Annotated in this window: 18 protein-coding genes; 5 read left to right on the forward strand and 13 right to left on the reverse strand. The window is 29.3% G+C overall.

What is annotated here, in order from left to right; all coding sequences use genetic code 11:
• Positions 1-361: 361 nt before the first annotated feature.
• A complete protein-coding gene (locus B5E87_RS05960) occupies positions 362-901 on the reverse strand; it encodes a metallophosphoesterase family protein (RefSeq protein WP_087244015.1) in 540 nt (179 codons plus the stop codon).
• 173 nt (positions 902-1,074) lie between these two features.
• Between B5E87_RS05960 and B5E87_RS05965 the strand changes: the two genes are divergently transcribed.
• The 5 genes from B5E87_RS05965 (at position 1,075) to B5E87_RS05985 (ending at position 6,104) form a co-directional block, all read left to right on the forward strand.
• Positions 1,075-1,389, forward strand: coding sequence for a PTS sugar transporter subunit IIB (locus tag B5E87_RS05965; protein ID WP_087244016.1), 315 nt, complete (start codon positions 1,075-1,077; stop codon positions 1,387-1,389).
• 83 nt (positions 1,390-1,472) lie between these two features.
• A complete protein-coding gene (locus B5E87_RS05970; protein ID WP_087244017.1) occupies positions 1,473-1,745 on the forward strand; it encodes an ACT domain-containing protein in 273 nt (90 codons plus the stop codon).
• An 11-nt stretch (positions 1,746-1,756) separates the two neighbouring features.
• Entirely contained in the window at positions 1,757-3,121 is a 1,365-nt protein-coding gene (locus B5E87_RS05975; RefSeq protein ID WP_087244018.1) for a PFL family protein, read from the forward strand.
• A gap of 47 nt (positions 3,122-3,168) precedes the next feature.
• On the forward strand, positions 3,169-4,398 hold the full coding sequence (locus tag B5E87_RS05980; RefSeq protein WP_087244019.1) for an ATP-binding protein: 1,230 nt from the start codon (positions 3,169-3,171) through the stop codon (positions 4,396-4,398).
• Positions 4,395-6,104: a GNAT family N-acetyltransferase gene (locus B5E87_RS05985; RefSeq protein ID WP_087244020.1), complete on the forward strand. Its 1,710-nt coding sequence runs from the start codon at positions 4,395-4,397 to the stop codon at positions 6,102-6,104. Before B5E87_RS05980 ends, B5E87_RS05985 begins: the two co-directional genes overlap by 4 nt.
• Positions 6,105-6,469: 365 nt before the next feature.
• Here the strand turns inward: B5E87_RS05985 and B5E87_RS05990 are convergent, their stop codons facing one another.
• The 12 genes from B5E87_RS05990 to xseB all read right to left on the reverse strand — a co-directional run bounded on the left by B5E87_RS05990 (position 6,470) and on the right by xseB (position 18,231).
• Positions 6,470-6,739, reverse strand: a complete 270-nt coding sequence (locus B5E87_RS05990) for a hypothetical protein (RefSeq protein ID WP_087244021.1) — start codon at positions 6,737-6,739, stop codon at positions 6,470-6,472.
• Between the two features lie 12 nt (positions 6,740-6,751).
• Complete coding sequence (locus tag B5E87_RS05995) at positions 6,752-7,936, reverse strand: phosphopentomutase (protein WP_087244022.1); 1,185 nt, start codon at positions 7,934-7,936, stop codon at positions 6,752-6,754.
• On the reverse strand, positions 7,923-8,846 hold the full coding sequence (locus B5E87_RS06000) for a tyrosine recombinase (protein WP_087244023.1): 924 nt from the start codon (positions 8,844-8,846) through the stop codon (positions 7,923-7,925). The genes B5E87_RS05995 and B5E87_RS06000 overlap by 14 nt, the downstream gene beginning before the upstream one ends.
• A gap of 58 nt (positions 8,847-8,904) precedes the next feature.
• On the reverse strand, positions 8,905-9,474 hold the full coding sequence (locus B5E87_RS06005; protein WP_087244024.1) for a hypothetical protein: 570 nt from the start codon (positions 9,472-9,474) through the stop codon (positions 8,905-8,907).
• 38 nt (positions 9,475-9,512) lie between these two features.
• Positions 9,513-10,736: a DNA polymerase IV gene (dinB, locus tag B5E87_RS06010; RefSeq protein WP_422879805.1), complete on the reverse strand. Its 1,224-nt coding sequence runs from the start codon at positions 10,734-10,736 to the stop codon at positions 9,513-9,515.
• Positions 10,737-10,750: 14 nt separating this feature from the next.
• Positions 10,751-11,572, reverse strand: coding sequence for a sporulation transcription factor Spo0A (spo0A, locus tag B5E87_RS06015; protein ID WP_087244092.1), 822 nt, complete (start codon positions 11,570-11,572; stop codon positions 10,751-10,753).
• Between the two features lie 212 nt (positions 11,573-11,784).
• Complete coding sequence (locus B5E87_RS06020) at positions 11,785-12,777, reverse strand: SpoIVB peptidase S55 domain-containing protein (RefSeq protein ID WP_087244026.1); 993 nt, start codon at positions 12,775-12,777, stop codon at positions 11,785-11,787.
• 61 nt (positions 12,778-12,838) lie between these two features.
• On the reverse strand, positions 12,839-14,491 hold the full coding sequence (gene recN, locus B5E87_RS06025; RefSeq protein WP_087244027.1) for a DNA repair protein RecN: 1,653 nt from the start codon (positions 14,489-14,491) through the stop codon (positions 12,839-12,841).
• Between the two features lie 9 nt (positions 14,492-14,500).
• Entirely contained in the window at positions 14,501-15,304 is an 804-nt protein-coding gene (locus B5E87_RS06030; RefSeq protein ID WP_087244028.1) for a TlyA family RNA methyltransferase, read from the reverse strand.
• The gene (gene dxs, locus B5E87_RS06035; protein WP_087244029.1) at positions 15,285-17,159 is read right to left on the reverse strand and encodes a 1-deoxy-D-xylulose-5-phosphate synthase; all 1,875 of its coding nucleotides are present in this window, start codon (positions 17,157-17,159) and stop codon (positions 15,285-15,287) included. Before dxs ends, B5E87_RS06030 begins: the two co-directional genes overlap by 20 nt.
• On the reverse strand, positions 17,160-18,050 hold the full coding sequence (locus tag B5E87_RS06040) for a polyprenyl synthetase family protein (protein ID WP_479684545.1): 891 nt from the start codon (positions 18,048-18,050) through the stop codon (positions 17,160-17,162).
• Positions 18,016-18,231: an exodeoxyribonuclease VII small subunit gene (gene xseB / locus B5E87_RS06045; protein ID WP_087244031.1), complete on the reverse strand. Its 216-nt coding sequence runs from the start codon at positions 18,229-18,231 to the stop codon at positions 18,016-18,018. Before xseB ends, B5E87_RS06040 begins: the two co-directional genes overlap by 35 nt.
• Positions 18,232-18,239 lie beyond the last annotated feature (8 nt).

Raw genomic sequence — 18,239 nt, forward strand, 5'->3', positions numbered from 1 at the left:
TAGAGCGGTCTGACCAATGGATAAATAAATGTCCAGTCAATGGCTTCCTCAAGCTCTCTTACCTTGTGATCTGATGGTACTAATTCATCTATAGTACTCAAAATAAAGCTGTCATTTTTGCGATTGTTTAAACATGTCATTGCCATAATATTTTACCTCCAAATACGCACTTACATTATATCATATTTTCATGACATGATGATAAAAAAAGGTCGTGGAGCCTCAAAGTTTGCGTACTTGGAAAGAAGTCATCCACGACAATGGATATAATACCATATATTCTTTCATTTGAAAACTAAAAGCTGTTGACTTTTTTACTTTGTCAACAGCCTGAAATTAGTTACAGAAGCTAATTTCTTTTTTATTTTAACAGTGTTTTAAATTCTTCTAATAATTCAAGTCCTTCATCTAATATATCCTGATTACAAATCTCATCTGTTTGACAATGATGAAATTCAACTTGGATATCATTGTTATCACGAATATCAATAAGAGCATATGTTCCATATCCATAACTTCCTCGATTCATCATCAAACTTCCTGGATTAACAAAAAGAATGTTTTGATGTTTTTGGACCGTTGGAACATGTGTATGACCATGTAAACAAAGATAACAATTTTCTTTTTGACAAAGCTGTATTAATTGATCATATCCATAATAAACTCCATAATATTGTCCATGTGTAACACAGATATGTTGAAATGTTTTATAGATAGGGAAGGGTGCATCATCATGGTTTCCCTTAACAACAATATCAAATAATTGTATATATGGATCATCAACAGGTAAAGATGAATCACCACAATGAATCATATAATCAACATGAAAACGATAGTGAGTTACCACACGCTGTAAATAATTTTCGTAAAGATGACTATCGCTGACAACTAATAATTTCATTTCAATCAACTCTTTTCTTATATTATTCTATCATATTTCAATTATAAATTCATAATTATATTGATAGAATCAACCGATTTTCTCAAATAGAAAATTTTTATCCGTAAGTGTTTACAATTCAGGTAAAAATTGTTACAATATATATTGTAATAATAAGAAAGGGAGTAAGAAATATGAAAACTATTTTATTAGTATGTTCTGCAGGAATGTCTACAAGTTTATTAGTTACTAAAATGGAAGCTGCTGCTAAAGATGCTGGTGTTGAATGCAAAATCTTTGCATTACCATTCTCTGATGCACCTAGAGTATTAGAAGAAGTTGATTGCATCTTGCTTGGCCCACAAGTTAGATTCCAAAAAGCTGCTATTGAAAAATTAGCTGCTGGTAGAAAAGCTGGACCTATCCCTGTAGATGTCATTGATATGAGAGATTATGGAACAATGAACGGTAAAGCCGTATTCGAAAAAGCTTTATCTTTATTAAAATAATTTCTTAAAGGAGCTATGCTCCTTTTTTTCTTTTCTTTTTACATATTGTTTGTTATAATGTTTAAAAATCAGGAGGAAGAAAAATGGAAAAAGCAATTATAACAGTTGTAGGTAGAGATCAGGTTGGCATTATTGCTCATGTATGTCAATTTTTATCTAAAGCAAATATTAATATTTTAGATATTTCTCAAACAATATTAGATGGGTACTTTAATATGATGATGATTGTTGATATGTCTTTAGCAAAAGAATCATTTTCAGACGTTTGTGATCAATTAGAAGATTTAGGAAATCATATAGGCGTTTATATTAAATTACAGCATGAAGATATTTTTAATAAAATGCATAGAATCTAAGGAGGAAAATCATGATAAATTTATTTGAAGTTAATGAAACAAATAAGATGATTGAGCAGGAAAACTTAGATGTCCGCACTATTACAATTGGGATTAGTTTACTTGATTGTATTGATGCTAATATAGATACTTTATGTCAAAATATTTATCATAAAATTACAAGTGTTGCTGAACATTTAGTTGAAACTGGAGAAAATATTGAAAAAAAATATGGGATTCCTATTGTTAATAAAAGAATTTCTGTAACTCCAATTGGTCTTATTGGTGCATCTGTATGTCAATCAACAGATGATTTTGTCAAAATCGCTAAGACTTTAGATCGTTGTGCTAAAAAAGTTGGTGTGAATTTTATCGGTGGTTACAGTGCGATTGTTTCTAAGGGAATGACACCTGCTGAAAAATTATTAATTCAATCTATTCCTCAAGCTATGAAAGAAACTGAATTGGTATGTAGTTCAGTAAACGTAGGATCTACAAAAACGGGAATTAATATGGATGCAGTTAAATTAATAGGGGAAATCATCAAAGAAACTGCTGAATTAACAAAAGAACAAGATTCTATTGGGTGTGCAAAATTTGTTGTTTTTTGTAATGCACCTGATGATAATCCTTTTATGGCTGGAGCTTTCCATGGAGTCAGTGAAGCTGATGCTATTATTAATGTGGGTGTCAGTGGTCCTGGTGTTGTAAGAAAAGCAATTCAAACAGCTAAAGGAAAAGATTTTGGAGAATTATGCGAAATTGTTAAAAAAACTGCTTTTAAAATTACACGTGTTGGACAATTAGTCGCTAGAGAAGCTTCTGCAGCTTTAAATATTCCTTTTGGAATTATTGATTTATCATTAGCCCCAACACCGGCAGTTGGTGATAGTATTGCCGACTGTTTAACAGAAATGGGCTTAGAAAGAGTAGGGGCTCCTGGAACAACAGCTGCTCTAGCTATTTTAAATGATCAGGTTAAAAAAGGTGGTGTTATGGCATCTTCATATGTTGGTGGACTTTCTGGAGCGTTTATCCCTGTCAGTGAAGATCAAGGTATGATTGATGCTGTTGAAGCTGGTGCCTTAACATTGGAAAAATTAGAGGCTATGACATGCGTATGTTCAGTTGGTTTAGATATGATTGCGATTCCAGGGAAAACATCAGCAAAAACAATTTCTGGAATTATTGCAGACGAAATGGCTATTGGTATGATTAATCAAAAAACAACTGCAGTACGTATTATTCCTGTTATAGGTAAAGATGTTGGTGAAAAAGTAGAATTTGGTGGTTTATTGGGATATGCACCTATCATGCCTGTCAATCCATTCTCATGTGATGAATTTATTGATAGAGGTGGACGTATTCCTGCTCCTATCCACAGTTTTAAAAATTAACAAAAAGACGATTTTATCGTCTTTTTTTACAGAAAGGAGTTCAATTTATGATTAACGATCAGCTTATAGTCTATAAAAATATATCTCAGGATGATGTTGTTTTAAAATGTTTATCTTTTATGGATGATGATGCATCTATTGATGAATCAGAATTTATTGCTAGTCTTCTTGTTTTAGCTGAAAAATATGAATTACATGGACAATTATTTCAAAGTCTATTAACGCATTTATTAGCTTATCATGAAAATACATTCACATTGGCATTAGAAAGAAAAAAAGACATTTCTGCTTCTTTAAAAAAAGTAGTTTGTCATGATTTTGAAATCATTTACAATCTTTATCATTATGATTTTTCTTATCTTGATTCTTTATATAAAGATTTATTTTTTGACTTTCAAAACAGTTCTACGATTATCAATCAAGAAATTTTTGATGTATTAACAAATTTACAAACTCAGCTTTCTCAAAGCACATCAGTGGAAGAGTTTTATCAAATATTATATAATCATTATTATCAGTATGGTGTTGGAAAATATGGATTAAATAAAGCCTTTCGATATTTGAATAATCAAATTATACCAATTGATCATATTGGCAATAATACACTTGAACAATTAATTGGTTATAAAAGTCAAAAAGAACGCTTAATAGCAAATACTGAAGCATTTTTAAATGGTCAAAAAGCCAACAATGTTTTACTTTATGGCGATAGTGGGACAGGAAAGTCAAGTAGTATTAAAGCTTTATTGAATCGTTATTATAAACAAGGTTTAAGAATGGTTGAAGTCTATAAACATCAATTTATATCATTGCCTCAAATTATTAATGAATTACAAAATAGAAATTATCGTTTTATCATTTTTATGGATGATTTGTCTTTTGAAGAATTTGAAGTTGAATATAAATATTTAAAAGCTGTTATTGAAGGTGGTCTTGAAAAGAAACCTGATAATATTTTAATTTATGCAACAAGTAATCGTAGACATTTAATCAAAGAAACATGGAATGATCGTAATCATGATCAGGAAATTAATAATAACGATGCTATGCAGGAAAAATTATCTTTAGTATCTCGATTTGGTGTTCAAATCATGTATATTCATCCAGATAAACAACATTATTTAGATATTATTGATGCATTAGCTAAGACTTATCATTTAACAATGCCAACTGAACAACTACATGAATTAGCATTACAGTGGGAAATAAGAAATGGAGGTTTTTCAGGAAGAACAGCAAAACAGTTTATTCATATGCTGCTTTCTCAACAATCATGAAACAATTAAAATTAGAAGATTATGCAATTATTCAACCGTATTTAGAAAAAGCCAATTATGAAGGATATAACTCCAATTTTGTCACAATGATGATGTGGAATCATGAGTATCATATACAATATGAAATACATGATAACTTTCTTATTATGCTGCATCATTATAAAAACATTTATTTTTGGGCCATGCCTTTTACGACACCCGAATTTTATCAGGAAGCTTTGGATTACATGATTAAATATAGCCATCAACATGGTTTTCCTTTTATGATTGATTGTGCTATTGAAAGTTTTGTTTCAACACTTCAAAAAAATGATTATTCGCATCAATTCCTTTTTGAAAGGACACCATTTAATGATGATTATATCTATGATAAAGATATGCTTCAAACTTTAGCTGGTAAGAAAATGCAAAAAAGACGTAATCATTACAATGCTTTTCTTAAAGCTTATCCTGATTATGAATATCGTGATTTGGATATAGTCAAAGATTTCGATATCATTTTTACATGTCTAAATAGATGGGAAGGGGAAAAGGATAATTTAAGTGAATCAATGACAAGTGAAGTTAGAGGAATCATGTCATTGCTTTCCTCAAAGCATCTTTTACCATTTCATATTGGAGGAATTTTTATCCATAACCAATTAGAAGCTTTTATTATTGCTTCAAAACTTAATCATTCTACTATTCAAATACACGTTGAAAAAGCAAATAAAGATATTAGAGGATTATATCCTGCTATATTAAAAGAACTATTAGAACATCATTTTCAAAATGAAAAATGGGTAAATAGGGAAGAAGATATGGGTCTAGAAAATTTAAGACGATCAAAGCAATCATTACACCCTGTTAAGATGATTCATAAATATCGTATTTATGAAAATCAGACAATAATTGAAAAAGCAAATGATCATGATTTAGAAGATATTAAAAAACTATGGCTACAATGTTTCGAAGATGAAACAGAAGAATCAACAAACTATTATTTTCAAGAGCTTTATCATAAAGAAAATACTTTTGTACTTAAAAATGATAATCGTATTTTATCTGCTTTACAAATCGTTCCAATGTCTATTATGAAAAATAAGAAGCCAGAAGAATGTTATTTTATATTAGGTGTGTGTACACATCCATATTTTCAAAAACAAGGCTTAATGAAGCAACTTCTATATTTTGTTTTGAGTAAATACACAAATAAAACGATTTATCTGCAAGCTTATCATCCTGAAATTTATCGACCTTTTGGATTTCATGCATCACATTATCATCAGGTTATTGAGATTGATAAAAATATGTTGGAAAATTATTCTGATTTGAAAATAAGTCAGCAATATGATTTGTTAGAAAAATATTATCATCAATTTGTTAGTCATTTTGATGAATATCGTATTCGTAGTCATGAATACTGGCAACTTTTAAGAAAAAGATGTGAAAGTTTCAATGATCAAATCCTTATATTTGAAGATTTAGGCTATTTTATATATCATGAAGATGATGAAAGTATTTATATAAGTGAAGCCATCTATTTCAATCAAAATAATCTTTTACAAATGTTGTCATATTTTAAGAAATCTTCTAAAAAGTTAATTCTTGAATGTGATATGACTGTAAATTTAAACTGTGAAAGTAAATATATCATTACAATAATGAGCAATACGCTTCAAAAAGATAGAATGGAATCTAATAAATATATTAATGAAGTATACTAATGAAGAAGCTAAAATGCTTCTTTTTTTATAAAAAAATACTGATTTTCAATTATCAATAATACAAAAACAACGGAAAACAAATATATCGTGTTATAATAGATATAAGATAAATTGTAAACGGATTTAATAATTCCATTTATTATGATTGATTTTGTAAAAATTTTATGAAAAAAAATCCAAAAAATCAATGTATTATTTAGATATAGAATATCTATGTCAATATAAATAAAGATAAATGGGAATTTGCTCATAAATATGCAGGGATGCAGGGGAGTCATATTTAAACATAATAAAAAGTCTTATAAATCAGTAATAAGACTTTTTAAAAGTATATACAACTTCGTATAATATATATTATGTGAATTTTATAAGAATATTGAAACAAAAGAATATGTACTTATAGCCAAAACTATGATAATCAATATAAGAATAGATATCATGAGATGAGAAGACATTTTTTTATACTGTTGAAATGCAGCTAAAAAAGAACAAGTATACAATATCATTGCGATGATATAATTTGTTATAATGACAAAATGATTATCTAAAGACAAAGCAAAAATATATAACAAAGCACCAATAAGAGTACCTCCTAAAGTTATCATAATACCATGTCTAGTGTCCTGTGAATTCATAATAGATTTCTCCTAGATGATTTGATTTAATATAGATGATCCTATACCAGGATTTTCAACATCAAAATTATCTGCAATGGTTGCTCCAATGACTGCATAACTTTTTAACAGTCCTAAATGTTTAGGCATTTGTAAAGACTTGCTATAAATGATAAGTGGAACATTTTCGCGTGTATGATCTGTTCCTTTGTATGTTGGATCATTTCCATGATCAGCAGTAATCATTAACAAATCATCACTATTTAAACAATATAATAATTCTTCTAACTGATGATCAAATTCAACAATGGCTTGTCCATATCCTTCAGGATTTCTTCGATGTCCATAAACAGCATCAAAATCTACTAAATTTAAGAAAGCTAATCCACGAAAATCTTCTTTCGCAATTTCTATTGTTTTTTCCATACCATCATGATTAGAAACAGTTTTGACTTTACGTGTAATACCTTGATCAACAAATATATCTGGTATTTTACCAATTCCAATGACTTCAATTTGATTTTCTTTAAGACTATCTAAAACAGTTTTACCAAATGGTTTTAACGCTAAATCATGACGATTAGCTGTTCTTACGAATTCACCTTTCTTTTTACCAACAAATGGTCTGGCAATGATGCGTCCGACTTTCCATCTGTCATCCATTGCAATTTCTCTAGCAATTTCACACGCTTTATATAATTCTTCAAGAGGTATAATTTCTTCATTAGCAGCAATTTGAAATACTGAATCTGCTGATGTATAAACAATCCAATCACCAGTTTTTATCTGATGTTCACCCCAGTCATCAAGTATTTTTGTGCCACTTTCAGCATAATTTCCAACACATTTACGACCTGTTTTTTCTTCAAATAGATCAATGAATTCTTTTGGAAATCCTGTTTCAGTGAATGTTTTAAAAGGTTTGGTAATATGTAATCCCATCATTTCCCAATGTCCAGTCATTGTATCTTTACCATTGGAAACTTCTTCAAGTCTTGCAGTATAAGCTAATTGATTTTTTAAAGCATGAATACCTTGAAATTGACCAATATTTCCTAAGCCCATTCCTTCTAAACAAGGAACATCTAGCCCCCCTACTTTTTCGCAGATATGACCTAAAGTATTTGCGCCAACATCATCAAATTGTGCAGCATCATGTGCATCTCCTATACCTAATGAATCTAACACTATTAAAAATACACGTTTATATTTTTCCATTTTTCTTGTTCCTTTCTTGCATTCTAGGATGTAATTGACGATAATCCTCAATTGCTTTATTTTGTGATACATGTGTATAGATAGTTGTTGTTGAAATATCACTATGCCCTAGCATTTCCTGAATTGAACGTAAATCAGCATCATGTTCTAATAAATGTGTCGCAAAAGTATGGCGTAAAGTATGAGGACTTATATGTTTCATTAAACCACTATTTTTCACTAAATGTTCAAGAATATGATAAAAATCATCTCTCGTCATTACTTTTCCATTTTGAGTTAAAAAAAGATAAGGTGTTGTTCCTTTTTTGCAAAGTTCATCACGGTACTTTTCAATATATTCTTTGAGTAGAAGTCCACAACTTTTATTCATTGGAATAATTCTTTCTTTATTTCCTTTTCCAACACATCTAACAAATCCTTTTTGAATATTAACACTTTGCAAAGTTAATGAACACATTTCACTCACACGCAAACCACATCCATATAAAACTTCTACCATACAACGATTTCGTGATGAAATGGCATCTTTTACAACAATAGAATTTAATAATTGAAACATTTCTTCTTCACTTAAAACCTGTGGCAGATATTTTTTACGCTTTGGCATTTCAAAAGAACTCATTATATTTTGAGAAACAATTTTTTCTTTAATGAGAAATTGATAAAACTGTCTTAAAGATATCATATGACGATCAATAGTTGCATCACTTAATTTTTGACGCATTGTTTTTAAGTATGAATATACATGATCCTTGTTTACATCCTCGATATATTGAATTTCATACATCTTAAAAACATAATCCAAAAAATGTTTAATATCTCTTTGGTATGCATGAACAGTATGCTGACTATAATTTTTTTCAACAATCATATACTCTCGATATTCCAACATAGCATCTTTACATTTCAAAATACATCACCATTGCTATTATAACAATTTTTATCAAAAAAAACTACTAAAGTCACTTCTAAAATAAAGGAACAATATATAATCGAAAAGCTAATGAACATGTGAGTACAATCAATGAGGCAATAATAAAATTAAGTCGATAATTTAAAATACTTTTGATATTAAAATTCTGTTCGATATAAAAATTAACTAATGTCACATAACTAGATATATATAGGCCAATATAAACAATAATTGAAACTATGATGATTTCAAAAAGAATTTCACATAACATTAAAATAACCATAATTACATTCATTTGAACAACAGATAAAACATATTGTAGAGAAAATGATATTTGTAATCCTTTTAAAAAAGTTATAAATAACAAACCTAATTGTCCTACATAACTCGTACTTAAATATGTACAAATAAAAATCAATAATCCACTTTGAATAATATATAATTGGTAATGATTTGTATAACTTTCAATATTTAAATAAAATAAATAATGGAAAAACTTTTGTATAGGGTCCTGTGTATGCGTATACTGATAAAAACCAAATAAAAAGCCCATTAATCCAGTAACCCCAATTGCAATAAGTATATATTTTTTATTTTGAATAAAACGCTGTAAAAAAACACTCATGTTATCACCTCTGTAAAGCATATGAGCGTTCTTTAAAATTATTCATTATTTTTGAGATACTTTTTTTGAATTTCATCATCTTCAATAAGTGAGGATGCTTTCATAACTTTCATATCAGGAAAGTGTTCATTAAATTGATGAATAAACTGATCGGTTTGAGAATGATGAGATAGATGATTCCCTTGTTTACCAAATAAAGATAACTGTATATTTAAATCTTGAACATGAACAACATTATTTAAACTGACACCAACAAGACGTAAATTTTCACCATTATAAATACTTTCAAACAATAATAAAGCTGTCGCATAAATGATATCAAAATCATTTGTATATTGATCAATAATAGTTTGTTTTGTTTTTGATTTTTCTCGTGTATATTTAAGTGTAATAGAAATAGAATTAGATACAAGATCTCTTTTTTTGGCACGATTTGAAACTTCCTGTGATAAAGAATGAAAAACAGATTTAATGAATTCTTCATCATGACTATCATTTTCAAAAGTCGTTGAATTTCCAACTGATTTTAACTCATTCTTCTTATAATTGATTTTAGAGAAATCTTTGCCATTAGCTCTTTGATAAACAATAAATGTATTCTTTTGAAAAATAGTTCTTATTTTTTCATAGTTTTCATATTTTGCCAAATCACCAATAGTATAAATTCCCATTTGCTGTAATTTTGGAACAGTCTTTTTCCCAATTCCATGCATATCCCCTACAGGTAAATGCCAAAGTTTTTCTTTAAAATTACGATTTGTAATCATGGTTATCCCCATTGGTTTTTTCATATCACTAGCCATTTTAGCAAGAAATTTATTAGGCGCAACACCAATAGAACATTGTAATTTTAAAGTTTTAAAAACATGATTTTGAATGTCTTTAGCGGCCTGATATGGATGGATATGCTGATGTTGAATATATTCTGTCATATCAACATAGCACTCATCAATACTTGCGACTTCAAGTTTTTTTGAAAAAGATGAGATAAGCTCAAAAAATTGTTGAGATAGAGTTTTATATAGTTGAAAATGAGGTGGAACAGTAATCAATTGAGGACATAGTTCTTTTGCTTGAAATAAAGGCATAGCTGAATGAATTCCATATTTTCTTGCTTCGTAAGAGGCAGTTGTAATAATGCTGCGACGTGACTCACGACAGACAACAATAGGTTTTCCTTCTAAATCAGGATTTTGAGAGATTTCAGCACTTGCAAAAAATGCATTCAAATCAATATGAAAAATAATTTGCAAAGAAATCACCTCAACTTTCATAACTATTTTAACATATAGTTTTTATAATTATAAAGACTTTCTTTTTTTACATGATCAGTTTTATGTGCTAATCTTAATTTATCAGCAATCATTGCAATAAATTCTGAATTTGTTGGTTTCGCTTTAACTGCCGAAACAGTGTAACCAAATATATCATCAATAGCATCTGTATTTCCCCTATTCCATGCGACTTCAATAGCATGTCTAATAGCTCTTTCTACACGAGATGAAGTTGTATTATACATTCTTGCTATATCTGGATATAAAACTTTTGTAACCTGACCAAGAATTTCAATATTATAATATGTTGTTAAAATAGCTGTTCTTAAGTACATATAACCTTTAATATGCGCAGGTATTCCAACTTCATGTAAAATTTCTGTGATTTCATTTTCAATCTTCACTTTTTTATATTTTTCAGATTCATCCTGATCCATTAAATCTGTTTTTTGGAATTCAGAAGCAGTAATATAAAGTGTTGATTGAATAAAGTGTTGAATATCAAAAGGATATTTAAAGCAATAAGTGACACCAAGTTCTTCTAACATATTGCAAATTGTCTGATTTGTAAATTGGGTAATACAGATAACTTTTTGAAAAGATTGTTTATTCATTTCTTTTAGTTTTTTCAAAACGCCAATGCCATCAATTTCAGATAACATCAGATCAATAATTAATAAATCACAAGTTCTTTGATTAAAGAAATTTAAACAATCAATACCATTTTGTGCCGTTCCAACAACAGTCATTTTATTTGTTTTTTCTAAATTATATTTTATATTTTCCAATAACTCTGGTTGTTCGATAGCAATAAATGTTTTCATAATTTCCAATTTTCCCTTTCGATTTCTTCTCATCAGCAAATTTATTATATATGTGTCAAATTCATATTCCTAGTCTTTATACAAAAAATAAATGTGAAAAAATGAATTTATATCTATTCGTCAAAATTTTCACTGCTTTTTTCGACATAAAGTTTGTTAAAAAGTCTAATCGTGTTGAAATAAGAAAAAGAGAATCTAGCAGGATTCTCTTTCTATTTGTCGTTTTTAAGCATCCAATCAATATATAATCCATAACCTTGATGAACATTGTTTATGTCAACATGTGTTACACATCCAATGAGTTTATTGTTTTGAATGATAGGTGAACCACTCATTCCTTGAACAATACCATTTGTTAATGACAGAACTTCTTCATCTGTTATTTCGAAAGTTATACCCTTTACATCAGGCTCGTTTTGTTTCTTTAAATCAGTGATGCGAATTGAACAACGACTGACTTCGTGACCATTGAGAACAGTTAAAAAATAAGCTTCTCCCAATTCAATCTCATCCATAGAAGCCGTTGAAATTGTTTGAAGTTGATCAGAAAGATTTGTATATTGGCCATAAATACCATAATTATTATTTTCATACAATCTTCCTATTTCAATAGAACCGATTTCAGCAATTTTTTCTCCTGGATTTCCATTTTGAGAAGGGTTTATTTTTTTAACATACGAATTATAAACTGTTCCATTTTTAATCGTTGTATCACTTGATAATGAAGTATCATACATCATATGTCCTAATGCTCCAAAGTGATGTGTTTCAGGGTTATAATACGTCATCGTCCCTATGCCAGTTAAACCATCCTGAACATAAAGTCCAGTCGTAAATTGATCATCTTTTTTTTGAAATTTCAATTCTTTTTTTATGGTCTTATACTGACGTTTTAAGGTTAACATAATTTTTTGATTCTTTTCTACACTGTTTTTAACAGATTCCATTAACTCTGAAATAGATTCTACATTCTGCTGATTCACTTGCGTAATTAAATCACCAGACTGATAGCCATCACTTGCTGGATTATAAGGACGATTGTCAATAGAAATATCATAAGTTCCAGTAATCATAATACCTTCATAATCAAGCTCGATACCTATTGATTGACCACCTAGAATAACATCTGCTGCAAAGACTTGAAAGGATGGGAATACTAATGAAACGACAGTGATGAGTGATATACTCAACTTTTTAAAAAGCAAAGCATATACACCTCCTTGTAATCAAATTGATTACATTTTATTTTGGCATATATGCTTTATTTTATGCATCTAATAATTTTTTAGCATTTGCTATAGCTTCTTGAGTCATAGTTTCACCAGATAACATTTTTGCAATTTCTATAATTTTTTGGTTAGAATCTAGAAGATGAATAGAAGTGATAGTTTCATCATCAGTTGATTTTTTTTCAATACAATAATGATAATCTGCCAAAGCTGCAACCTGAGGTAAATGAGTAATACAAATAACCTGTTTTTTTAAAGCTGTTTTTTTCATTTTTTCACCAATTTTCGTTGCTACTTTTCCACTGACACCAGTGTCAATTTCATCAAAAATAATAGTATCAATACTGTTATATTCTAAAATTGTTGTTTTTATTGCTAACATTATACGTGAAATTTCTCCCCCACTTGCTGTTTCGTTTAAAAGGCTTAAATCTTGTCCCTGATTGATAGAAACCATAAATTGTACATTAGTACATCCTAGTGGCTGAAGCATTTGAGATTCTTTTATTTGAACTTTAAAAATAGCTTTATCTAAATATAAGTCTTGGAGTTCTTGATGAATATCAGCTTCAAATTTTTTAGCATATTTTTTACGTATATGATGCATTTGCATTGCGATATCTTTTGTTTTCTTTTCTTGTTGCTGAAGCTTATTTTGAAGCTGTAAAATATATTCTTCTCTATTTTCAATAGTTTGAATTTTTTGTATTAATTCATCATGATATTCCTGAATATTTTGCATTGTAAAACCATATTTTCTTTTTAATCTATTGACTTTAAATAAAATGTCTTGAAGTTCATTAAAACGATATTCATCAAAATGAAAAGAACGATATGTATCCAGTATATTTTCTGTAATATCTAATAAGTTATAATAAAGATTTTGTATACTTTCTACAGGTTCCTCAAACTCTTGATAAGAAGATAATGATTGGATTTCATAAGTAGCCTCTTTTAATTTTGGTAAAACACCTTGACCATTATTCATAAGTTGTTCAAAATTTTGAATACATGCATTCATTTTCTCATAATTTTGTAATATTTTTAATTCTTCTTCAAAACGATCTATTTCATCATCTGTATAACTGACTTCTTCAATTTCTTTTAATTGACTTTTTAAAAAATCAAGCTGTTCATCTGACATATCTTCTTGAATAGTTTGATTCAAATGTTGTTGTATATCTTTATATTGTTGAAATTGAGTTTGATAATCTAAGAAAAGATCTTGTAGCTCATCTTTTGCATATTCATCCAATAAAAGGATATGATTTTTTTGAGCAAAAAGTTTTTGTGTTTCAAATTGAGAATGAATATCAATCAAATAAGGCATTAATAACTTTAAAGCATTATGAGTAGATGATTGATAATTGATTTTAACTTGACTCTTACCATTACTTTGAATATTTTTTGTAATAATAAATTCGTCATCAGCTTCTATATGTAATTGCTGACATATGGCTTCTAGTTGAGGTGTTACAGTCACATCAAAAACACCTTCAATGACAGTTTCTGAACATCCTTTTTTGACAAATGAAGCGGAAGAGCGGTTACCACATAATTGTCCAATAGCATCAATCACAATAGATTTTCCAGCTCCTGTTTCTCCAGTAATAACGCTCATTCCTTCTTGAAAATCAATTTTCATTTTATCAATAATAACAAATGATGAAACATATAAACTTTTTAACATGTATTTCACCTACCCTTTAAAATGGCTGTGTGCTTCTTCGACAACTTTATAAATATCTATATCTTTATCTACATTCTGACGATGAATAAAGCATCCTAAAAACTCAATATTCCCTTCTCCTCCAGTAATTGGCGAGTAAGTCAGTCCCTGTAAAGAAAATCCTTGTTCATGGGCATATGTAATAACTTCTTGAATGACTCTTTGATGAATTTCAGGTTGAGAAACAATTCCATGTTTTCCTACATCTTCTCTGCCAGCTTCAAATTGTGGTTTAATTAAAGCTACACAATATGAATCCTTTTTTAAAATCTGAGATAAAGCAGGAAAGATATGTTTTAACGAAATAAACGAAACATCAATACTCGCAAAATCCGGTTGACCATATTGAAATAAATCCATTGTAGCATATCGAAAGTTTGTTTGTTCTAAAACGTGAACACGAGGATCATTTCTTAATTTCCAGACTAACTGATTTGTTCCAACATCTAATGCATAAACCTCTCTAGCACCATGTTGTAAAGCACAATCTGTAAATCCTCCTGTAGAAGAACCAATATCAAGCATTAATAGATGATTTAAATCTAAATTAAAAATTTGAATAGCTTTTTCAAGCTTTAGTCCGCCACGTGATACATAAGGCAATTTTTCTCCTTTGATATACAAATGTGAATCAACTGGTATTTTAGTACCAGGTTTATCAATATAGTCATAATCATCACGAACGATTCCCGCCATTATAGCTCGCTTTGCCTTTTCGCGAGAATCAAATAATCCCTGTTCTACACAAAGAATATCAACTCTTTCCTTCTTCATCAAGTATCTCCTTTACTTTTTGTTTTAAATCATCTAAATGTATATGTTCTATTTTGAATAATGTGTCTAAATCTCCCTGAGGTGTGTAATGGTCATCAATTCCTATATAATCAATAGTCATAGGCATTTTCTTTCTTGAATAATAATGAGCAATAGATGCACCTAACGACCCAATCATCAAATCAGTTTCATAAACAAGTATATGTTGATGTGTTTGAGACAGTTCATCAAGAATATTTTCATCCATAGGTTTAATAAAACGTGCATTAATTAAATTAACTGGTAATTGTTCTGTCATAAGCCAATGAGCAACACGATCAACTTTTACATCATAAGTCATAATAGTTAAAGCATTCTGTGAATCAAAGATAATCTTTTCCCATGATCCTATACTTATCTCCTTATCTAAAGAAACATCTTTATCTTCAATATTCCCCTTTGGAAATCTGAGAATATATGGATGTTGAAAGTGACGAAAAACAGTATTTATCATCATTTTCATTTCAATAGCATCTTTAGGTGTCATAATAACAAGATTTGGAATAGATGAAAGAATACTCATATCAAAAACGCCATGATGTGTTTCACCATCTGCACCAACAAGTCCACTACGATCCACGCCTATGAGACATGGTAATTGCATTCTTGCAATATCATGGTTGATCTGATCATATGCACGCTGTAAAAAAGAAGAATAAATAGTAATAAATGGTTTCTTTTGAGCATTTGAAAGTCCAGCAGCAAAAGTCATAGCATGTTCTTCAGCAATGCCTACATCAAAAGCACGATCAGGAAAAGTATCAAAAATATGACGCAGACAGCTTCCTGATATCATTGCTGGTGTAATTGTTACAATGTCCTGGTCTTCATACATCCATTTTTCAATATGTCTTGCAACAACTTCACTCCAGCTAATCATAGAACTTTCTTTTGAACGAATACCTTCACGATAATCAAATGGAGCAACACCATGATATACTCCATAGTAATCATTTTCAGCAAGAGGGTATCCTTTTCCTTTTACAGTATGGACATGAACAACAACACTATGATCCATTTCAGATGCCAAACTCAAAGCATTAAAAAGATCATGAAAATCATGACCATTAATAGGTCCTATATAATCTAAACCAAATTCACCAAAAATATTATCATTAATAACATTGTTTTTTATTTGATCTTTCACTTTTTTTGTTATTTTATAAACTTTTTTTCCTAAATTTGATTTACTCAAAAAAGAAATATAATTATTACGAGCGTTTTTATATTGCGTAGACATACGAATATCAGAAAAGAAATTACTTAAGCCACCAACATTTCTAGAAATAGACATATTATTATCATTAAGAATAATAATCACTTTAGAATCAACAGATCCAATATAATTAAGCGCCTCAAATGATTCCCCACTCATAAGTGCAGCATCACCTACAACACATATCATTTCACCTTGTTCGTGATTTAAATCTCTAGCAATAGCCATTCCAATAGCTGCTGATAATGCTGTTGATGAATGACCAGCTTCCCATACATCATGAATACTTTCTTTTTTCTTTTGAAAACCACTCAAACCATTATATTGTCTAAGTGTTGAAAATTGTGCAGCTCGTCCTGTCAATATTTTATGAACATAAGATTGATGTCCAACATCAAAAATGATTTTATCTAATGGTGAATCAAAAATATAGTGTAAAGCAATTGTTAATTCAACAACCCCCAAATTACTAGAAAAATGTCCACCTGTTTCAGATACATGATGAATAATAAACGACCTGATTTGATCAGCCAGTTCTTCTAGTTCTTCAATATTTAATTGTTTTAAAAACTGAGGATTCTTGATTTGCTCAAGTTTCATTTAACTCACCCTTTTCAAAATTTTTATAAACAATTCTAAAATCAATCCATGATTAATTTGCATTGCATAAATTCTTTCATAACATTTTTGGAATAATTCTTCGATTTTTTTCTGTGAAGCTTCGACTCCTATCAAGCTTACATAAGTAGATTTATGATTTTCCAAATCACTTCCAACCTTTTTTCCTAACTCTTCAGTCGTCCCTGTAACATCTAAAATATCATCCTGAATTTGAAATGCTAAACCTAAGTCAAAACCTAGTTGTTTCCATGCATCAAGATCACTTTTTTTGGCGATACAGGCAGCCATTTGCATGCTAACTGAAATTAACTCTCCTGTTTTATGTTTATGGATATCTTCTAATTGAGATAAATCAGCTTTTCGATTTTCAAAATAAAGATCTTGTTGTTGCCCATAAATCATCCCATTAATTCCACTTGCCTGATACAAAAGATTAGTTAGTTGAACTTTTAAAGAATCATCAAGTGAAGTTGTTTGTAATATGATATTAACTCCTAAATTTAATAAAGCATCTCCAGCCAAAATAGCTGTAGCTTCATCAAATTCTTTATGACACGTTTTTCTTCCTCTTCTTAAATCATCATTATCCATACCAGGTAAATCATCATGAATAAGTGAATAAGTATGAATCATCTCAATTGCACATGCAACATCTAAATATTGATGGTAATCAAATTGATAAGCTCTTAACACTGTTAAAAATAAAATTGGACGCAAACGTTTACCAGGTGCCAATAATGAATATAACATTGCATCCTTGACTCTTCCATCTTTCAATGGTTCACATAATTCCGCTAAACGTTGATTAATTTCTTCTTTCATTGTATCCATTGTATTATTCCCCATTCTTAAATTCTTTGAGCTTTCCATCTTCATATATTTGTGCAACTTTTTCTTGAATATTTTTTAGTTTTTCATCACAATATTTGGAAAGAGTAATACCTTCTTGAAATAAAGCTATGCTATCTTCTAATGCAATTTCATTATTTTCAAGTAAACTTACAATTTCTTCTAAACGCTTTATAGCTTCTTCATATGTCATTGCTTCCATTTTCTCAC

Origin of the sequence: Massilimicrobiota sp. An142 (assembly GCF_002160725.1) — a bacterium.
GTDB lineage: Bacteria > Bacillota_I > Bacilli_A > Erysipelotrichales > Coprobacillaceae > Allocoprobacillus > Allocoprobacillus merdigallinarum.